Source organism: Acinetobacter sp. YH12039, from assembly GCF_013420015.1.
Lineage (GTDB): Bacteria > Pseudomonadota > Gammaproteobacteria > Pseudomonadales > Moraxellaceae > Acinetobacter > Acinetobacter amyesii.
On sequence record NZ_VOZA01000009.1, the window covers coordinates 82,209 to 102,008 of the forward strand.

Consider the following 19,800-nt stretch of genomic DNA (forward strand, 5'->3'; position numbering starts at 1 on the left):
GTTGTTTTTGATTAGTGAACGATAGCGATAGGCTGTAAGTATTTATTGATATACTCATCGCGAATAGCAGGTCGTTCATCAGGACTAGCTTTTTGCATACGTGTCGCGAGTTCTTTACGTTCTAAAGTACTCATTTTTTGCCATGTTTCGCGCATACGCTGCTTTTCACTGTCTGGAAGTTGGGTGAACCAATCCATGCGCTGTTGCAAGCTGACACGTTGATCTGCAGGAATCTCTTTGAGTGCCTGATACTTTTTAATTAAAGCCTGTTGTTCTGCTTCAGATAGCGAATCCCAAGTTTCATTAACTTGAGTATCTGCATCTTTTGAAAAAATCCAAAAGCGATCAAAGCCAGCAAAACTGGTTTGCAAAAAACTAAAAGCACAGAATGCAATTGCTAATTTTTTAGCTGCCATGTGGAACTTTGTCCTCACCCAGAACCATCAACATTTCAAGATCTTCCACCATTTGAGGGGAGAGCTTAGGGGTTGAAATCACCTGATTTTGTGGTTTGTCATCCAGTACAGTCGCATTCGGTAAAATGACAAAACCTGCAATTGCTGCTGCAAGTGCAAAGCCAGACATTTTCCAGAAACCATAACGAGAAGTTTCGCGCTGATGAATATCTTCAAGCACGTTATTCATGACAGTTGCTTTGTCTTTATGGTGCTGTGCGAGTCCATCAAGTTTGGAAGTTACTTGCTTTAAGAAATCATCTTGTTTCATTCGGATGATCCTCCCATATGTGGATTCAAATGTGCCAAAGCGGTACGTAAACCTTGAATGGCACGGTGGTAATGTGTTTTAACACTGCCTTCGGAACAATTCATAATTTCTGCAGTTGTATGCGTATCAAAGCCTTCCCAAGCTCGTAACATAAATGCTTGTTGCTGGCGGACTGGAAGTTCTGCGATAGCATCTTGTATTTCCTCTGCAGTGACAGCCTGATCCAGAAAGTCGAAAGGGTTTGGTGTAGATTCATCTACAACATCCTGTATTTCGACATCGTCGTCATCTAGGCTGACTTTTCTAAATAGGGAAAACGGCTGCGAACGACGTGCTTCCTTTCGACGCCAATCTTGCAGCTTATTATTTAAAATGGTGTAAAACAGGGGATACCATTCCTCTGTGGACTTTTCAGCATAAGCTTTATGTAAGGAAATAAAGGCTTCTTGCACCAAGTCCATGGCAATGCCATGTTGACCGTGCGTTGCACTTTCCATCATTACTAAAGCACGCCCCGTCACTTCATTCATGAAGTTTTTCAGGCGAGACTCAGCCGTGCTTTTTAAAACACTGCTGTCTTGCGTCTCGGACTTTTTGGGTGCTAAATCCATAGAGATGGAAAATCCTGTCATCGGATACCCACCGTTATTTCCATATTCATGTACAAATAACGATGGAAATAACGGTTAGGTTGACAAAAAGAATTATTATTTTTTCTAGTGTAGTCTATTTTTTTCAGGCTTAAGCGCTAAATACAATAAAATAACGATTTTACTGACGCTGACGTACCATTTCAAAAAAACAGATCGAGCCAGCAATGGCTACGTTTAGTGATTCTTGACCACCCGGTTGAGGAATCGCAACGGCTTCGGCATGTTGTAATGCATACTCAGAAACACCTTGACCTTCATTGCCTAAAATCCACACACATTGTTTGCGTAAATTTTTGCTATATAGGTTTTCAGACTGATGTGAGCTTGTTGCATACACTGGAATTTTGAATTTCGTCAAAATATCTTCAAGGGCAATATTTTCAAAGGTATTTAATGAAAAATGTGCGCCCATACCTGCGCGTAATACACGCGGTGACCAGAGCGATGCAGAGCCTTTGGTACAAACAACTTGCTCAATACCCGCCGCGGCAGCAGAACGGAGTAGGGTGCCTACATTACCGGGGTCTTGAATATTGTCTAAAATTAAGGTGTCTTCACTGAAGTTAAGCGCTTCACTTGAACTTGGTAAATCCACAATTGCTAAGCAAGCAATAGATGTTCCAAGTGTACTGATATCTTTGTATAAAGATTCACTTAGAATGAACACAGCACCTTGATATTGTTCCGCAATGCGGTCGAAATCAGCATGGTTAATTGCTTGTTCAGTGGTGAAAATCGATTTGATTGGACGTTTTGAGTCTAACCATGACAACACCAAGTGTGTGCCTTCCAAAACAGTTTGACCTTGTTTTTTACGGTAGGCATTTTGTTCGATTAAGCCACGGAGGTGCTTAATTTTCGGGTTGTCTTTTGATTCGAGATAAATCAGAGCCATGAGGGAGATATCCACGAAAGTCAGCAAAAATACTGACTTTCGTTATAAGAAATTAATTATGGTATGACGTAACTAGGTCAACTTCGTTTTTAGAACCAATAATCACAGGAACACGTTGATGAAGTTCTGTTGGTTGGATGTCTAGAATGCGGACACGGCCTGTTGTAGAAGCACCGCCAGCTTGTTCCATCAACATACTCATTGGGTTTGCTTCGTACATTAAACGTAGACGGCCTGCTTTTTTCGGATCTTTGAAGTCGTATGGATACATGAAGATACCGCTACGGCAAAGAATACGATGAATATCACCCACCATGCATGCAACCCAACGCATATTGAAGTCTTTTTCACGCGGGCCAGTTTTACCTGCAAGAAGTTCGTCGATATAACGTTTTACAGGCTCTTCCCAGTGACGCTGGTTTGATGCATTAATTGCATATTCTTTAGTATCTGCTGCAACCGCAATCGCATCTTTAGTTAATAAGAATTCTTTGCTTTCTGGATCAAAAGTAAAAAAGACTACGCCAGCACCGACAGTTAGAGCCATCATTGTTGATGGGCCATACAATACATAACCTGCAGCCGCTTGGTTAACACCCGCTTGCATGAAATCTTCAGCTTGTGTTACGGCATTTTTTGCAGGAAGAATTGAGAAAATTGTGCCAACACACATATTGATATCAATGTTGCTTGAACCATCTAATGGGTCAAATAAGACAAGATAATCGCCATTTTCTTGAGCTGGTGTGAATTCATCTAATTCTTCAGATGCCAAACCACCGACATGTGGATGAACTTTTAATGCATCGATGAGGTAATCATTTGAAATGACATCAAGTTTCTTTTGTTCTTCACCTTGAACGTTTTCGTGTTGCGCGCTACCCAATACACCAGCCAAAGCACCTTTTTGTAAAAGAAGGTCGATGTCTTTGCATGTATTACCAATTGTTTCAATAACTTGTGCTAATGCAGGAGTTAGATTACCACTTTGTTGTTGTAGAAATTGGGAAAGGGTGAGATTTGACATAACCGGAAAACTCCAAATATTAATTTATCAAAAATGATAAAAATGTGATTGTGCAACATTTTAGATGAGAACGAAGGAAAAGAAAAATTAAACTAGACTATTTGTCGTGATTTTACCCTTGCAAGTCCTGAATAACATGCTATGTTGAATCTAATGTATAAATCGAAAGACAGGGAGCACAACAATGACCACACAAAAATTTGATGCGACTCCGACTGCAACTGAGGGATTGAATTTAGACGATATTTCTGCGGATACCGTAAAAGCTGCATGGAGCAGTTACGAAGCAAAAGCAGAGTATAAAAAGTTCAATAAACATGACCTCATTGAGTCGATGCAAACAGAAAAAGAAAATGCTGAACATCCAGAAGCAGAAGCGTAATGATTTGGATTGTTAAGCTAATTTTCTAGTTAGTAAAGCTAAGGATATCGTTTTAAAAGTCGTTCATTTGCATTTTTAATTGGATATTTTCTTAAGTTCTAAAGCCGCTAATCGAATTTATCCTGAGTTAAAGGGCTAAATTGAGTTAAAGCAAAGAACGTTGAATAGAACGGTGCAAATGAAACGATATAAATAAAATGATACCGGTTAAATAAAAAAGCACTCATTAATGAGTGCTTTTTTAGCTCAGTTTTATTCAAGTCTTATTCAAGTCTTATTTAAGCAGCGGAGGAACAGCTTCGTAGTTAATTTCTACACGACGGTTTTCTTTCCATGCATTTTCATCATGACCCGCATTGATTGGCATTTCTTTACCATAGCTGACTGCTTCAAGCTGATTTGGACTTACGCCTGTTGTAATTAGGAAGCTTTCAACAGCTTTGGCACGACGTTCACCAAGTGCCATGTTGTATTCACGAGTACCACGTTCATCGGTGTGACCTGTTAAAGCCACACGTGAGTTTGCATTAGCAACTAGGAACTGAGCGTGAGCTTGAAGGGTTTGTAAATCTTCATTGCTAAGCTCTGTACTGTCGTAGTCAAAGTGTACTACGCGCTTCGCTAAAAATGCTTTATTCGCTTCAGTTACACCTTTCGATGAGGCACCTGCAAGGTTTTGTGCATTGAGTGCTGCATCTTCACTTAAACCTGAAGTGTTTACAGTGGTTGAGCCATTTGGGTTTTGTCCTGCTTGTACATCTGCAGCAGGTTTACGGCTGGCACAACCAGTCATTACTAATGCTGTAGCTAAAACAGGTAGTGCAATCAGTTTCATCGCGTTCATATTGATCTCCATGACAGTTATTTATGATGTTTCATTAAAAAGTTATTGTTGAATAAATCATGCAGTGTTTATTTCGGTGCCCAAGCTGGTTCACGAACTTCACCTTGTTCACTTGGTAAGTTCATGCGGAAACGACCATCTAAAGACATGATCGAGAGCAAACCACGGTTTGCTTCACGTGTTGCATACACCACCATTTGACCATTTGGAGAGAAGCTTGGTGATTCATCTAAACTGGTTGGCGTTAAAATATTGGTTACACCAGAACCAATGTCTTGAACTGCAACTTTATAGTTACTACCGCTAGGACGATGTACCAAAGCTAATTTTTTACCGTCCGCACTTAACGTACCACGTGCATTGAAAGCGCCACGGAAAGTTAAACGTTTGACACTTTCAGCACTTAAGTTGTAGGTATAAATTTGTGGAGAGCCGCCACGGTCAGAGGTAAAAATAAATGATTTACCGTCAGGGGCATAACGTGCTTCTGTATCAATCGCTGTGTCATTGGTCATGCGTTTTAATTGGCGAGTCTGTAAATCCATTTGATAGATTTCAGGATTGCCATGCATCGATGCGGTAAATAACATTGATTTACCATCAGGTGAGAAGCTTGGCGCACCATTTAGTCCACGGAAACTTGCAACTTTTTCACGGTTACCACTTGCTAAGTCTTGGATGTAAATTGCAGGGCGCTTGGTTTCAAAAGAAACATAGGCTAGCTTTTTCGCATCAGGCGTCCACGCAGGGGACAGGATTGGATCACGTGAAGTCAAAATGGTACGGGGTTGTTCACCATCCGTATCTGCAATTTGTAGGGTATAGCGCTGATCTGGTGTTGCTGCATTACGCAATACATAGGCAATACGGCCGCTGAAGTCACCTGGAATACCCGTTAAAGCTTGATAGATTGCATCACTGATCATATGCGCAGCTTGACGGTAACGTGAAGCAGGTACAGTGAGTAGTTCATTTAACAGGTATTGTTTTTTTTCAACATTATACAGTTGATAGTGAATTTCATAAGAGCCATCTGCAGTTGTTTTTGATGTACCTGTCACAACATAGGGTACGCCCGCAGCTTTCCATGCTTCTGCATTAGGTGAGTTTATTGTTGCAGTTGCAGGTAAGTTTTTAGAGGCACTGGTAAATTTACCTGAGCGGTTCAAGTCATTTTCAACCACTGGATAAATATTTGAGTCATTACTAAAAGGCACGATCGCAATTTTAGGTGCTTCTTCAGGAGCTTTAGTGATTTCGAGGTGAAGCTGCGCATGCGTTTGAGTGATTAAAACTGGGCTCAAAGCAGTGAATACGGCTAAGCAAAGAAGATGTTTACGCGTCATTTCCATCATTCGCTAATTACTCTAAAAATGTGAGTTATTGTCTGTATTTGGTTGTGTCACATAATGGCATGATTTTGGGATATTGAAAGCATGAAAATATGACTGAACTGTTATAACACTGTGAAAAATGCAAAGATTTTATTCGAGTTTCGTCAAGTCTAGCTTAAAAATGATGAACACAACATCACATTTTGGAATGAAAATGATAATTCTTTAGTTATAAGATTCTATTTTTGAATCAAGTGTTTAGAAAATTTTAGCAATACTTGATGCTGCTGAGTCCCACATACACGGCGTTATATAGAACGAAGACAAGAATGGATCAATTAGTCGGGGCTAGAGCTTTATAAAAGCTCAAGTATTGAAACACACAGGTACAATCGATTGAGTATTCATTTTAGGAAAGGGTGGAACTGGGGGGATGGATGTAGAAGCTTAAAAATAAACATCATACCAGCGATGAAACTTGATCTATTGAAGATAAGAAAAAATGGGTATGGGGTGATTCATTGCTTAACCACAAAAAAATCCCCGCAAGCAATGCACGGATTTATCAAACTTAATTTGAAGATCTAAATGTAGAGGTAAAACTTTGTGCTTCACGTCTAGCATCTGGGTCGCTAGGCATCGGATATGGTGCAGCAGCACGAACTGCAGCCTCAATACTGGCTTTCATATCAGGATCACTGGAGCTTACGATGACAGCTTGGACAGCACCTGTTTCAGATAAAATCACGCGAGCAATGGCCGTTTTACCGCTAGAGCCAGGTGGTGTATCCCAAGCACGTTTGATTTTATGTTCAAAATCACGTTTAGCTGTTGAAGCGATTTTCTTGGCTTCCGTTTTTTTCTTTGCATCTTCTTCATTTAGAGCATGTGAAATGGGTTTAAGAGGCTTTTTTACGTCCTGTACTGATTTCTCAGGTTGAGTTGTTTTAGCATGATCCATCAGCAAAGCATTAAATTGTTCAGGTGGAATATGGTCAGGCATGGTCGAAGATGGGATGTAAATTGAACGATTTTCGGCGAATGATTGAGAGCCTAGGAGTGTTAGTGTCGAAAATAATAATAATGTTTTCATGTTATATAATTCAGTATATAAGTAAATGAAAAATCCCCACAAGGTTTGCAGGGATTTAAAAATTAACGTGATGACTTGAAGGTGGACGTAAAACTTTGAGCTTCACGTTTTGCATCTGGGTCACTCGGCATTGGGTATGGTGCAGCAGCTCGAACAGCAGCCTCAATACTGGCTTTCATATCAGGATCACTAGAGTTCACAATCACTGACCGAACTGAACCACTTTCCGTAAGGGTAACGCGAGCAGACGCCGTTTTACCCGCAGAGTCTGAAGGTGTATCCCACGCACGCTTAATCCTATTTTCAAAATCACGTTTTGCTGTTGAAGCAATTTTCTTCGCTTCAGCTTTTTTCTGTGCAGCTTCTTCAGCTGCTTTTTTTGCAGATGAAGCTTTGGCTTCTTCGGCTGCACGTTCGCGTGCTTCGGCATCGGCTTTAGTCTTTGCATCGGCCTTGGCTTTTGCATCGGCGTCTGCTTTACGTTTTGCAGCTTCTGCATTGGCCTTAGCTTTTGCATCAGCATCTGCTTTACGTTTTGCCGCATCTGCATTGGCCTTGGCTTTCGCATCAGCATCAGCTTTACGTTTTGCAGCTTCTGCATTGGCTTTAGCTTTGGCATCAGCATCAGCTTTACGTTTTGCAGCTTCCGCATTGGCTTTAGCTTTCGCGTCTGCATCTGCTTTACGTTTTGCAGCATCCGCATTGGCCTTGGCTTTTGCATCTGCATTGGCTTTTGCCGTTGCTGCAGCTTTGGCTTTGTCAGCTTCTGCTTTTCTTAAAGCATCGGCATGGATTTTTTCAGCCTTGGCTTTGGCATCAGCATCAGCTTTACGTTTTGCTGCTTCAGCATTGGCTTTCGCCGTAGCATCTGCTTTTGCCTTAGCTGCATCCGCTTTGGCTTCTTGTTGTGCTTTTAGTTTTGCAGCTTCAGCCGCTTTAGCTTGTTCTTGAGCACGTTTTGCATTGTCCGCAGCTTTTTGTTCAGCAAGCTGCTGTGCTTTTGCCGCAGCGAGTGCCTGTTGAGCAGCAATCTGTGGATCTGCCTTAGGTGGTTCTGCTGGCTTAGGTGGTGCAGCCGTTGGAATCTCGGGTGCCGGTTCAACGCTAGGTTCTGCTGTTTGCGTGATTTGTTCAGCTACATTTTCATGCGCGGTTTCATCAAACTCAGTGACTTCACGTGTTACAGGTTTTAAATCTTCCGGTTTTACCAAAACAGTGGTTATTTTTTTAGGGGGCTCAGGTGGTTTACTCATGCCAAGATAAAGTAAGCCAACCACAGCGACGATATGCACACCTAGTGTGAAACCAATCGCAACGGCTTTTTGTTTAAAAGGCGGCTTGTTGAAATCTTTCATAAATTATTTTAATGGCTCAGTCAGTAAACCTACTTGTGTTAAACCTGCATCTTGAAGGGCAGACATGAGTTTCATGACTTCACCATAAGGACGAGATTCACTGCCGTTAATCAGGACACTCATTTGCTTTTTCTGTTCGTTCGCTTCATTTTGTGAAGCAGTTAAAACAGATTTTAGTTCATCAAGTGTGAGTACATCATTCTGATGATTTTTATCTTCGAGTTTGATCGTTCCATCCGCCTCAAGTGTAACAATCGCAGGGCGATCTTCCGCTTGCATAGGCGTGCCATTTGCCTGTGGTAAATCGACTTTGACACCTGTGGTAATCATGGGTGCAGTGACCATGAAAATCACCAAAAGAACTAACATGACATCAATATAAGGTACGACGTTCATGTCACTTTTTAATGGTTTTTTGATGCGCTCAAAGCGTCCAGAACGTTGAATAGCCATTAGTCATTGTCCTGAGTTGAACCTACAGACTGGCGTTGTAATAACGCAACCATTTCTTCGGCAAAAAGCGCACGATCGTTATAAACGGCTTCACCTTTGGCTGTGAAATGGTTAAATGCAAGTACAGCAGGAATTGCCGCAAAAAGACCAATGGCCGTTGCAATCAATGCTTCTGCAATACCAGGAGCAACCGTAGCAAGGGTGACTTGGTCAACATCTGCCAAACCAATAAAAGCGTTCATAATGCCCCAAACGGTACCGAATAAACCAACATAGGGTGCAACCGATCCAATACTCGCAAGCGCGCCTAAACCATTTTCTAAATGTCCTTGGTCACGGCTTAAACCCACACGAAGAATACGTTCTGTACCTTCAATGGATTGTTCTGCGCTGGCATTACGCTTTTTAAGTTTGAAAAACTCGCCTAAACCTTGATAGAAAACATCTTCAAGGCCAACACGTTTCGAGTTGAGCTGAGCATTGTTGTATAAAGTGTTGAGTTCGGCGCCAGACCAAAAGATTTTTTGGAAATGTTCATCGTCAGCCTGCGCTTTTTTATAACTCATGTGTAACTTGGCAATCAGATACCAACTGAATAACGAAGCTAAGAGCAGCAGGAGCATTACCAGTTGTACGACAGGACTTGCTTGTAAGATGAGGTCTGAAACTTTAAGTGTTGATTCTAGTTGAGTTGCCATAGTTACTACATGTGCCAAATAATTTTTTTAATCTTGTTCCAATTCTTTCAGAATCAGTTCACGTATTTCATCAGGAAGGCGACGGGGTTTCATCTCTGCACTGATACATGCCAATTCTACCTCACCTGATGCCAGCATAATATCACCACGATAAATATTTTGTTGCAACACAAATGACGTAGCCTTACACGAAACTACACTTGCTGTAACAGTAATCAGGTCATCCATTAATATAGGGCGTGAATATTTCACATTAATTTTATGAACGACAAAGTTGTAATCTTTTTGATGCCAATAATGGTCTACACCTGAAGCGCGTAGCCATTCTGTGCGGGTACGTTCCATAAAGCGAATATGATTTGCGTGGTAAACAATGCCACCTGCATCTGTATCTTCAATATATACACGAATGTTGAATTCGAATTTATTCGCCATGAGAGTGTTCCGTCTTTATAAAATCTGAAAAATATTGGTCTGCACTTCAGCAAAGAATTAGAGCATTTAAAAATGGCGATAATTCAATGATTCGTCAAGTGCTTCAATGACGGGCAGTTTAGCACCGTGAGTCATCAGTCCAATGGCACAAGGTTTCAACTCACGTAAATCTTTAACTTTCGTAGTTGTCATTATTGGTTAAAAAGTGGCTGCTTTTAATTTGTTTTTTCATCTAATTTAAATTTTGCATCGACAAAATCCTGTAGATGAGCTGCTAAATATCCCGCAATATGAAAGTGAGTTTCTTCCATTTTCTTTTTCTGTTGCTTTGGAAGTAATGCTTTTAAAGATTCATACATATACGTTAAGCAGCAAAAGCCAAGGCCAATAACTACCATGAGTAAAAGTTTATTAGGTAGATCTATCCAGAAAAACACATAAACGAGTATGACTAAAGCAAAGAATGAGAAGCTAAAATACAACGTATTAATTTTTGCTGGCTTAAAGTTTTCCTTGACCAAAGCTTGTACGTCGTCGTGATAGTACGTCCCAATAAAAATGAGGGCAGAAGTATAGTTGAAGCTCAGGTTTTTTATACGATATGCAGAAGGCGATTGCTTAATAGTTAAGATGTTATCTTCATCTACTTCTATAGTTTCTTTGCTAAGAATGTTTTCACATTCGACAGTGATAAAATAATTGTATTCGGTGTGGAATAAGCTTTCAAAATCACTCATTTGTTTTGGGCTAAATGAACTGATGGGTTGTTCTCTGGGAATGTTTTCAATGGCACTGTCTAATGGAAGGTTTTGAATGTATTCGCTATTAATTTTGTTAATTATTCTATTCTCAAGATTTATCATTTTAGTTTGCTGTTTGTAGTGGATTGAATTTATTTTAAAATTTAAATAAACATTCAGGGAGCATTTAACTCCCTGAAGTCGTTCAGTGAATAATCGTCTATTTATCTTTCGGCTCTGGTGGTGTCATCCCAAACTGTAAATAAGCCATATTGGTGGCAATACGTCCACGTGCAGTACGCATGACATAGCCTTGCTGAATGAGGTAGGGTTCGATCACATCTTCTAGGGTCCCTGAGTCTTCTGCCATAGCAGCAGCTAAAGCTTCTACACCTGCAGGGCCACCATCAAAACGCTCTAGTAGCATTGATAAATAACGGCGGTCTAGCGTATCTAAACCATCTTTATCGACATTTAGCATGTCCAAAGCACGTTGAGCCATCTCTTGGGTTACTTCACCCGTACCTTTAACTTGCGCATAATCACGGACCCGGCGTAATAAACGGTTTGCAATACGAGGTGTCCCACGAGCACGGCGTGCAACTTCTTGAGCACCTTCGGCAGTCATGGGTACATCCATCAAGTTTGCAGATCGAGTCACAATATGCGTTAAGTCTTTGACAGAATAGAACTCTAAACGTTGTACGATACCGAAACGGTCACGTAAAGGAGAGGTCAGTAGGCCTGCACGAGTCGTCGCTGCAACAAGAGTGAAGGGTGGTAAATCCAGTTTGATCGAACGGGCAGCAGGGCCTTCACCAATCATGATGTCGAGTTGGTAATCCTCCATCGCTGGATAGAGAATTTCCTCGATGACCGGTGAAAGACGATGGATCTCATCAATAAATAAAACATCACCTTCTTCGAGGTTGGTTAGCATCGCAGCCAAATCGCCTGCACGCTCAAGGACTGGGCCTGATGTCGATTTTAAGTTGCCGCCCATTTCACGCGCAATAATATTGGCTAGTGTGGTTTTTCCTAAACCCGGTGGGCCAAAAATTAAGGTGTGATCAAGTGCTTCTTCACGGCCACGTGCAGCACCGATAAAGATTTCCATTTGTTCACGGACGACAGGCTGCCCGATGTAGTCATCAAGGGAAGTTGGGCGGATGGCGCGGTCGAAGTGGTCTTCGGGCTTTTCGGAACCACTGATAAGACGGTCTTGCATATAATTAAATCAATCTCTGGCTGAACTTTCGAGGCACAGCCTCAAGTTGTGATTTGTGTTTAAGTGCCATTGTGTAGGCATTGCTTTACTTTTGAAAGATCAAAATGAGGGCTTTTAAATATATTTAAAAGTCCGCAAGTAAATCTTGTGTTGGATTGAGGATATATCCTTATATCCCAATCCAACATGGCGACATCCATGTCGCCTTCGTGTATCCAATTTAGGTGTATTGGTATGTCTATTTGAATTATTTATTCATCGACTTAAGTGCTGCACGGATAATGTCGCTGGCTTCAGTAAAGTCACCTTTGGCAGCATTCACTAATTTTTGTGCTTCAATTGGTTTGTAACCTAATGATTGCAATGCCGCCTCAGCTTCGGCAACTGCAGAGTTGCCTGTAAATTGAATTTGTTCAACAGTTGAATTGGTTGGTGCAGTGCCTGAAGCCATGGCTTTAAAGCGATCACGAAGCTCAATCATGAGGCGTTCAGCGGTCTTTTTACCCACACCCGGAACTTTGACTAAAGTGTTTACATCTTCATGTTCAACCGTGTGAATCAGCATTTCAACACTTAATGTTGATAAAATGCCCAGTGCCATTTTAGGGCCTACGCCGTTAACTTTTAACAGTGTGCGGAAGATCAGTTTTTCTTGAGCATTGCTAAATCCATACAGCAGTTGTGCATCTTCACGTACAGCCAGATGTGTCCACAAGGTAATTTTTTGACCTTTCTGTAGTTGGCAAAATGTTGAAAGTGGGGTGTCAATTTCATAGCCCACACCATTTACATTGAGTAATACCGTTGGTGCTTCCAATGCCAGCACTTCGCCAATTAAACATCCGATCATGTCATTTATTCACTTTATTTCAGTTTAGTCTGAGCTATTTGCTCAATTTCAATTTGTTGCGAGATTAGCGTGAAGGCCAGCGAATTACTAGCCTTCACATTTTTTCAGCTTTAAAAGAAACCAACTTTATTGCCTTGAAGTTCCTGTGCAAGGTTATAAGCCTGATGGTCTGAAAATTTAGAGATAATATCCAATACTTGCATGATGTTTTCATAATGCAACGGCCCAAAATGTGCCCCCGAACGGTGGAGAATGGACATCAGTCGCTGTTCTTTAAAACTCAAGGTTTTATTTGGCGTAGTTAGAGGAATAAATGCATCTAAAATATTTTGTAGACTTTGATGCGCAATAATCTCTAAGCCGGCTTTTTGTGGATGTTCAAAAATTTTATCGCGAGCTAATTCTTTTGCTCGGTTAATTCCACGCTCAATATCTTCACTGCAATATTGCAATAAACTGCCTTTGAGTTGACCTGACAAAATATCATGATGATGACGGGCAAAGGCAGTCGTGACTTCTTCGACTAGACGTTTCATCACACGACCTCGTAATGCGGCAATTTTTTGTTGCCAAGTGGTATCAGTCATAGCCAATTCGGCAGGTATGCCATAGTCACCGACCAAATCAAGGAAAATGGGCTCAACTTCGTTATAGTTCAACATGTTGAGGATAATGCCATCTTCAAGGTCAATTAAGGCATAACAAATATCATCTGCGGCTTCAAGCAAATAAGTCAAAGGATGACGACAGTAGTGATATTCGCCCAGTTGAATTAAACCCAATTGTTCTGCAATTTGCTGCAAGATTTCTTTTTCTGCTTGATAACAACCAAACTTTGCTCGTTGGCTTGCAGGTTTATTGCCTTGCGATGCAATAGTTTTGGATAGCCACGGGTATTTTAAATATGCACCTAAAGTTGCATAGGTTAAACGCATACCACCATCATTCGGGTGATAGTCAATTTTAGTCAGTAAACGTAAGCCTTGTGCATTACCTTCAAACTGACGCACATCGGCTTCTTCTTCAGGGCTTAAGTCCTGTAAAAAGTTGGTATGCGATGCGTCATCAAACCATTCTCGAATGGCATATTCGCCTGCATGGCCAAAAGGTGGATTACCAATATCGTGTGCCAAGCACGCAGCTTGAATAATTGCACCGACATCGGCAGGTGAAATCCACATCGGGAGTTCATCTTTAATTTTTTCAGCCGCCAGCATCCCCAATGAACGTCCAATACAAGACACTTCTAAAGAGTGCGTCAGGCGAGTATGAATGCCATCGTGTTGGGTTAATGGATGGACTTGGGTCTTGCGATTAAGCTGTCGAAAACTCTGCGAAAATATAATGCGGTCATAGTCTTTATGAAAAGGGCTACGTGCCTGTTCAGAACTGTGTTTATTGCTACCAATACGAACTGTAGAAAGAAGTTCAAGCCAACGCATTTGAGTCATTTATCATTATTCATTTATTACTTGAATTGAATAATGCCAAACTTAGTTGAAAATCACTAGTCTGGGGCGACACAACTTGTCTTAAAAGATGTATGAGTGATTTGCCTTAATGAAATGCAAAACAAAACAGAAATTTAAAAATGGGCTGTTAGTATAGATGGGCAAATTTTACCTTTTATCCCATTTTTTAATTTTCAATGAGAATAATTTAAATGTATAGAAAGCAATTTCTTCCTACTTTGACTGCACTAAGTTTGGGCGTGACATTTTTTTGTCAGGTTGTACAAGTTTCAATACAGAAAAAAATATAACGAAAGTGCAGCCAAACCAAAATGTTGCTGCATCAGAAAATAGCATGATGCATCATTTAGAAACATTTGAAGAAATTGCGGAACAAAATGGTGGCAATCGTGCAGTAGGTACAGCAGGTGGATTGGCTTCTGCACAATATATTCTTGAACAAGCCAAGAAAGCAGGCTTGCACGCGCAAATGTTGCCATTTGAAAATCGAGAAAAGACCGTTGGGCAAAATATTGTGATTGAGATTGAAGGGCAATTCAAAGATACCGCTGTGATTGTCGGCGCGCACTATGATTCGGTGAAAATGGGGCCTGGGATTAATGATAATGCTTCAGGCGTTGCAGTATTGTTAGCATTATTACAAGACTATGCGAAGCAAAAGGTAAAACCTAAACACACACTATATCTTGCCTTTTGGGATTCGGAAGAGGTTGGTATTGCAGGTTCACAAGCTTTTGTGAAATCACTCAGTGAGAAACAGCTTCAAGGCATTCAAGCCTATATCAATGTTGATATGGTGGGAACAAAGAATCCGAATATCATGATTGCCGATGGTGACCATTCATCAATTGCAGAAATGGCGGCACAGTTTAAAGCCAATGGACTTATACAAAGTGATTATCAGCCAATCTTAGACAGCATGAGTCAATTACCTAAGCACCCGCAGGATGCTGCATTAGAACAAAGTATGCGTCAATATTTTAAAACCAATAATATGCAGATTAAAGATGATGTAACGACTTTAACAGCAAGCGATACTTTGCCATTTTTAGGGAAAGTTCCCGTTACTTCACTAATTTTATTTAATGAGCAAATGAAAGGTGATGAACTCGAATTTGCACCGTGCTATCACAAGGCTTGCGATACGATTGATGGTGTAGATGTAAACTCACTGAACTTAGCCCTCAATGTAATTCAACATCTATTGTCAGATTTGAATAAATAAAATGTTTCAATTTCAAATGTGAAATGATTTTAGTCTTTTATGAATTTCAGGTTTAAATCTCACACATTTAGACCTGAAAATCATTTTCAAATATGGTTTGAACGCTTGATTAAAAAGTGAGTTGTTATTGAAAAATAAAACATTTTTATAGTTTGAATATTATTCTTAGGATGAAATGAAAAAATCAGATAATTTTGTGTTAATCTGTGCGACTAAATTCAATTTTATTATTTAAAAATAAAAGCATTATTGCCTAAACTTCCCGATATAAGCACTACAATTTCACTTTCACATCTAGCTGATTTAACTAATACACAGTAGAATATGCGCTCTCTTCAAGTCACATTGTGGCATGGTCCAAAAGATCAGCCCGTGGAGCCAAAATCAGCATGTTTATCGTTGCCGGTGCACCTGCACATTCATCTTTTAAGAAAACTCAACTCTTAAACCGTTTAGCGTCAATGAGTTCTGTTCAATCTTTCGATAGCCAATGGGTTTATTTATTTGACCAAGCGCTCGACGAGCAACAACAGCAATCTGCTTTACAGCTTTTAAACGATGGTGCATCTTTTGAATTACGCCAAGCTGCAAGTGATGAAGTTCAAATTTTAGTGACACCACGTGTGGGCACAATTTCTCCTTGGTCATCAAAAGCAACCGATATTTTTGCCAACTGTAATACGCCTGTACACCGCCTAGAACGCGGTGTTTTGTTTACCTTAAAAGGTATTACAGACGTTTCAAACGAAGTAAAACAAGTATTGCATGACCGCATGACCGAAAGTGTGTTTAACCACATTAACGATGCTGCAGCGTTATTTGTTGAAACTGAACCAAAACCTTTAAATAGCATTGATATTTTGGGTGAAGGCAAAGCGGCATTGGTAAAAGCCAACAGTGAGTTTGGTTTTGCCTTGTCTGATGAAGAAATTGATTATTTAACCGAAGCATTTATCAAGTTAGGCCGTAACCCGCATGACATCGAGTTGATGATGTTTGCTCAAGCAAACTCTGAACACTGCCGTCATAAAATCTTTGGTTCAGAATGGACAATTGATGGTGAAGTTCAACCATTGTCATTGTTCCAAATGATTAAAAACACCTATAAAGAATCACCTACAGATGTATTGTCGGCATATAAAGACAACGCTTCTGTAATTGTGGGTTTTGACACACAGCGTTTTTATCCAAAACTAGATGCTGAAACAGGTCACCACGTTTATAAATACAAGAGTCAAGCCGCTCACATCTTGATGAAAGTGGAAACACATAACCATCCGACAGCGATTGCACCATTTGCTGGTGCAGCAACAGGTTCGGGCGGTGAAATCCGTGACGAAGGCGCAACAGGTCGTGGTGGTAAGCCAAAAGCAGGTTTAACAGGTTTCACTGTTTCTAACTTGAACATTCCGGGTTTTGAACAGCCATGGGAAGAAAACTACGGCAAACCATCTCGTATGGCATCTCCACTTCAAATTATGATTGAAGGCCCATTGGGTGGTGCAGCGTTTAACAATGAATTTGGTCGTCCTGCGTTAAATGGTTACTTCCGTACATTTGAACAAAATGTCAATGGTGATGTAAAAGGCTTCCATAAGCCAATTATGATTGCCGGTGGTTACGGTAACATCCGTCCTGACCATGTAGAAAAAGATGCGATTCAACCAGGCGATTTACTGATCGTACTAGGTGGTCCTGCAATGCTGATTGGTTTAGGCGGCGGTGCTGCGTCTTCTGTAGACAGCGGTAAGTTAGGTGAAAACCTAGATTTCGCATCTGTACAGCGTGAAAACCCAGAAATGGAACGCCGTTGCCAAGAAGTGATTGATGCATGCTGGCGCATGGAAGATCATAACCCAATCGTGTCTGTACATGACGTGGGTGCGGGCGGTATTTCAAATGCAATGCCTGAACTTGTGAACGATCATGAGTTAGGTGCAATCCTTGATCTTCGTAAAATTCCATCACTGGAAAAAGGCATGTCTCCGATGGAGATTTGGTCGAACGAAGCACAAGAGCGTTATGTATTGGCAATTCGTCCAAGCTCTTTAGAATTGTTTGAATCACTGTGTGCACGTGAACGCTGCCCATTCGCCGTACTTGGTGAAGCAACTGAAGCACGTCAATTGACAGTAAACGATCCATTGTTTGAAAACAAAGCTGTGGATATGCCTATGCAAGTGATGCTTGGTGGTACACCGCGTATGAGCCGTTCATATGAAACCATTGAACGTAAAGGCGATGATTTCACTGCTGAAACTGTCACAGATTTGAAAGATGCGATTTACCGCGTTCTTAAAAATCCAACAGTTGCATCTAAATCGTTCTTGATCACCATTGGTGACCGTTCGATTACAGGTATGGTTGCACGGGATCAGTTCGTCGGTAAGTGGCAAGTGCCTGTAGCGGATGTTGCAGTAACAACGACTAGCCTTGTTGGTTATACAGGTGAAGCGATGGCAATGGGTGAGCGTCCACCAGTTGCGTTGTTGAATCCTGCTGCTTCTGCACGTTTATCTGTAGCAGAATCAATTTCAAACATCATGTCTGCAAAAATCGACCAGATCAGTGACATTAAATTGTCTGCAAACTGGATGGCTGCTGCAGGTCAACAAGGTGAAGACCAAGCGCTATTCGAAGGCGTTAAAGCCATCGGTATGGAAATGTGTCCTGCACTAGGTATCGCAATTCCAGTAGGTAAAGACTCATTGTCTATGCGTACCACTTGGAATGACGAAGGCGAAGACAAATCTGTCACTTCACCAATGTCAGGCGTGATCACAGCATTTGCACCTGTGACCGATGTTCGTAAAACGCTTACACCTGAACTTAAAAATATCGAGTCTGTACTGGTACGTATTGATTTGTCTAAAGGTCAATTCCGTCTAGGCGGTTCGATCCTTGCTCAGGTTTACAAAGCAATTGGTTCTGTAACTCCTGATGTAGACAGCTTCGATGACTTCAAAGCATTCTTTGCCTTGGTTCAAGACTGGAACAACCGTGGTCTAATCAAGGCTTACCATGACATCGGTGATGGCGGCCTATTGGCGACTGTTGCAGAAATGATGTTCGCTTCACGCCTAGGTGTAGCACTTGAAGATCAATCTACTGCAAGCTTGTTTGCAGAAGAAATTGGTGCAGTGCTTCAAATCAGCAAAGCAGATTGGGCTGCCTTAGAAGTTGAAGTTGCAGCGTCTAGCCTTAAAGATGCAATTGCAGTGGTAGGTACTGTAAATGATACAGATACTTTAACTGTAAATGGTTTGAGCTTAGACCGTGCTGAATTACAGCAAGCATGGACTGAAGTGTCTCACCAAATCCAACGTCTGCGTGACAACGTAGAAACTGCGGATCAAGAATATGCGCTGATTGCTGACAAATCACATGCAGGTTTAATTGCAAAACCAACATTTGATTTGAACGAGCCAATCGAAGCACCGTACATCAATGAACGCCGTCCAAACATGGTGATTCTGCGTGAACAAGGTGTAAACGGTCATGTAGAAATGGCTGCTGCATTTGATAAAGTCGGCTTCAACACTGTAGACGTACACATGAGCGACTTGCTTGCTGGCCGTATCAGTCTTGATGACTTTGAAGGTCTAGTAGCGTGTGGCGGTTTCTCTTACGGTGACGTATTGGGCGCAGGCGGCGGTTGGGCTAAATCTGTATTGTTCAATCCTAAACTTCGTGACCAATTTGAGAAATTCTTCAACCGTGATGAAACATTCTCTCTAGGTATCTGTAACGGCTGCCAAATGTTGTCTCAGCTTGCACCGCTTATTCCTGGCGCAGAAGCTTGGCCTCGTTTCCACCGTAATACATCTGAGATGTTTGAAGCGCGTGCAGTTAACGTACGCGTTGAAAAATCTAACTCTGTATTGTTAGAAGGTATGGAAGGTTCGATTCTTCCTATCGCTGTTGCACATGGTGAAGGCCGTGTGGTTGCTAGTGCGGAAAACATTGCAGCATTGAATGCAGGCGATCAAGTGATCTTGCGTTATGTCAATAGCCAAGGCAACCCAACGCAGCATTACCCAATGAACCCGAATGGTTCGCCAGAAGCGATTTCAGGTGTAACGTCTAAAGACGGCCGTGCAACGATTATGATGCCGCACCCTGAACGTAACTTCCGTGCGATTCAGCATTCGTGGAAACCAGAAGATTGGGATCAAGATGGTGCTTGGTTACGTATGTTCCGTAATGCACGTAAATTTATTGGTTAATCTTACATAGATGAATCATAGAAAAGAGCCGCCTTCGGGTCACTGCTGTCCCATAGTTTGCTTTAAATAAAAAAACCTGAGTCCTAACAGTTAAAATATGAGTGCAAACAAACACTTTAACGACCAGGATTCAGGTTTTGTCACATCAGAATACCGTATTTCAT

The 19,800-nt window shown here is 41.2% G+C and carries 19 protein-coding genes and 1 pseudogene; 3 read left to right on the plus strand and 17 right to left on the minus strand.

The window, feature by feature from the left end:
* Window positions 1-11: 11 nt before the first annotated feature.
* The 5 genes from FTT98_RS06100 to FTT98_RS06120 all read right to left on the minus strand — a co-directional run bounded on the left by FTT98_RS06100 (window position 12) and on the right by FTT98_RS06120 (window position 3,301).
* A complete protein-coding gene (locus FTT98_RS06100; RefSeq protein WP_180105997.1) occupies window positions 12-416 on the minus strand; it encodes a DUF3106 domain-containing protein in 405 nt (134 codons plus the stop codon).
* Window positions 406-726, minus strand: a complete 321-nt coding sequence (locus FTT98_RS06105) for a hypothetical protein (protein ID WP_078190377.1) — start codon at window positions 724-726, stop codon at window positions 406-408. Before FTT98_RS06105 ends, FTT98_RS06100 begins: the two co-directional genes overlap by 11 nt.
* A complete protein-coding gene (locus FTT98_RS06110) occupies window positions 723-1,337 on the minus strand; it encodes an RNA polymerase sigma factor (protein ID WP_111883945.1) in 615 nt (204 codons plus the stop codon). The genes FTT98_RS06105 and FTT98_RS06110 overlap by 4 nt, the downstream gene beginning before the upstream one ends.
* Before the next feature lie 160 nt (window positions 1,338-1,497).
* Window positions 1,498-2,274, minus strand: a complete 777-nt coding sequence (locus tag FTT98_RS06115; protein ID WP_078192042.1) for an RNA methyltransferase — start codon at window positions 2,272-2,274, stop codon at window positions 1,498-1,500.
* A gap of 52 nt (window positions 2,275-2,326) precedes the next feature.
* Window positions 2,327-3,301, minus strand: a complete 975-nt coding sequence (locus tag FTT98_RS06120) for a class 1 fructose-bisphosphatase (RefSeq protein ID WP_078192041.1) — start codon at window positions 3,299-3,301, stop codon at window positions 2,327-2,329.
* Window positions 3,302-3,485: 184 nt separating this feature from the next.
* Here FTT98_RS06120 and FTT98_RS06125 point away from each other — a divergent pair, with 184 nt between their 5' ends.
* Window positions 3,486-3,683 (plus strand): NF038105 family protein, encoded by a 198-nt coding sequence (locus FTT98_RS06125; RefSeq protein ID WP_078190373.1) that lies wholly within the window; start codon window positions 3,486-3,488, stop codon window positions 3,681-3,683.
* Between the two features lie 274 nt (window positions 3,684-3,957).
* On the opposite strand, the gene pal is transcribed toward FTT98_RS06125, so the two are convergent.
* The 12 genes and pseudogenes from pal to FTT98_RS06180 form a co-directional block, all read right to left on the minus strand.
* Window positions 3,958-4,527: a peptidoglycan-associated lipoprotein Pal gene (pal, locus tag FTT98_RS06130; RefSeq protein ID WP_078190372.1), complete on the minus strand. Its 570-nt coding sequence runs from the start codon at window positions 4,525-4,527 to the stop codon at window positions 3,958-3,960.
* 68 nt (window positions 4,528-4,595) lie between these two features.
* Window positions 4,596-5,879, minus strand: coding sequence for a Tol-Pal system beta propeller repeat protein TolB (gene tolB / locus FTT98_RS06135; protein ID WP_180177166.1), 1,284 nt, complete (start codon window positions 5,877-5,879; stop codon window positions 4,596-4,598).
* 553 nt (window positions 5,880-6,432) lie between these two features.
* A pseudogene (locus tag FTT98_RS06140) lies at window positions 6,433-6,738 on the minus strand (cell envelope integrity protein TolA); the annotation flags it as partial.
* 278 nt (window positions 6,739-7,016) lie between these two features.
* Window positions 7,017-8,309 (minus strand): cell envelope integrity protein TolA, encoded by a 1,293-nt coding sequence (tolA, locus tag FTT98_RS06145; RefSeq protein WP_180009967.1) that lies wholly within the window; start codon window positions 8,307-8,309, stop codon window positions 7,017-7,019.
* Between the two features lie 3 nt (window positions 8,310-8,312).
* Window positions 8,313-8,762, minus strand: coding sequence for a protein TolR (gene tolR / locus FTT98_RS06150; protein ID WP_078190369.1), 450 nt, complete (start codon window positions 8,760-8,762; stop codon window positions 8,313-8,315).
* Complete coding sequence (gene tolQ, locus FTT98_RS06155; protein ID WP_078192037.1) at window positions 8,762-9,460, minus strand: protein TolQ; 699 nt, start codon at window positions 9,458-9,460, stop codon at window positions 8,762-8,764. Before tolQ ends, tolR begins: the two co-directional genes overlap by 1 nt.
* Before the next feature lie 27 nt (window positions 9,461-9,487).
* Window positions 9,488-9,895 (minus strand): tol-pal system-associated acyl-CoA thioesterase, encoded by a 408-nt coding sequence (gene ybgC, locus FTT98_RS06160; RefSeq protein ID WP_078190367.1) that lies wholly within the window; start codon window positions 9,893-9,895, stop codon window positions 9,488-9,490.
* A gap of 66 nt (window positions 9,896-9,961) precedes the next feature.
* Entirely contained in the window at window positions 9,962-10,087 is a 126-nt protein-coding gene (locus FTT98_RS18100) for a hypothetical protein (protein WP_257223222.1), read from the minus strand.
* Between the two features lie 23 nt (window positions 10,088-10,110).
* Entirely contained in the window at window positions 10,111-10,758 is a 648-nt protein-coding gene (locus FTT98_RS06165; RefSeq protein ID WP_180177162.1) for a hypothetical protein, read from the minus strand.
* Between the two features lie 97 nt (window positions 10,759-10,855).
* On the minus strand, window positions 10,856-11,863 hold the full coding sequence (gene ruvB, locus FTT98_RS06170) for a Holliday junction branch migration DNA helicase RuvB (RefSeq protein WP_168378058.1): 1,008 nt from the start codon (window positions 11,861-11,863) through the stop codon (window positions 10,856-10,858).
* 247 nt (window positions 11,864-12,110) lie between these two features.
* A complete protein-coding gene (ruvA, locus tag FTT98_RS06175) occupies window positions 12,111-12,713 on the minus strand; it encodes a Holliday junction branch migration protein RuvA (protein WP_168378057.1) in 603 nt (200 codons plus the stop codon).
* 110 nt (window positions 12,714-12,823) lie between these two features.
* Window positions 12,824-14,164, minus strand: coding sequence for a deoxyguanosinetriphosphate triphosphohydrolase (locus FTT98_RS06180; protein WP_180007613.1), 1,341 nt, complete (start codon window positions 14,162-14,164; stop codon window positions 12,824-12,826).
* A gap of 355 nt (window positions 14,165-14,519) precedes the next feature.
* On the opposite strand from FTT98_RS06180, the gene FTT98_RS06185 reads away from it, so the two are divergent.
* Window positions 14,520-15,410, plus strand: coding sequence for a M20/M25/M40 family metallo-hydrolase (locus tag FTT98_RS06185; protein ID WP_180164264.1), 891 nt, complete (start codon window positions 14,520-14,522; stop codon window positions 15,408-15,410).
* A gap of 389 nt (window positions 15,411-15,799) precedes the next feature.
* The gene (purL, locus tag FTT98_RS06190) at window positions 15,800-19,636 is read left to right on the plus strand and encodes a phosphoribosylformylglycinamidine synthase (protein WP_180177163.1); all 3,837 of its coding nucleotides are present in this window, start codon (window positions 15,800-15,802) and stop codon (window positions 19,634-19,636) included.
* Window positions 19,637-19,800 lie beyond the last annotated feature (164 nt).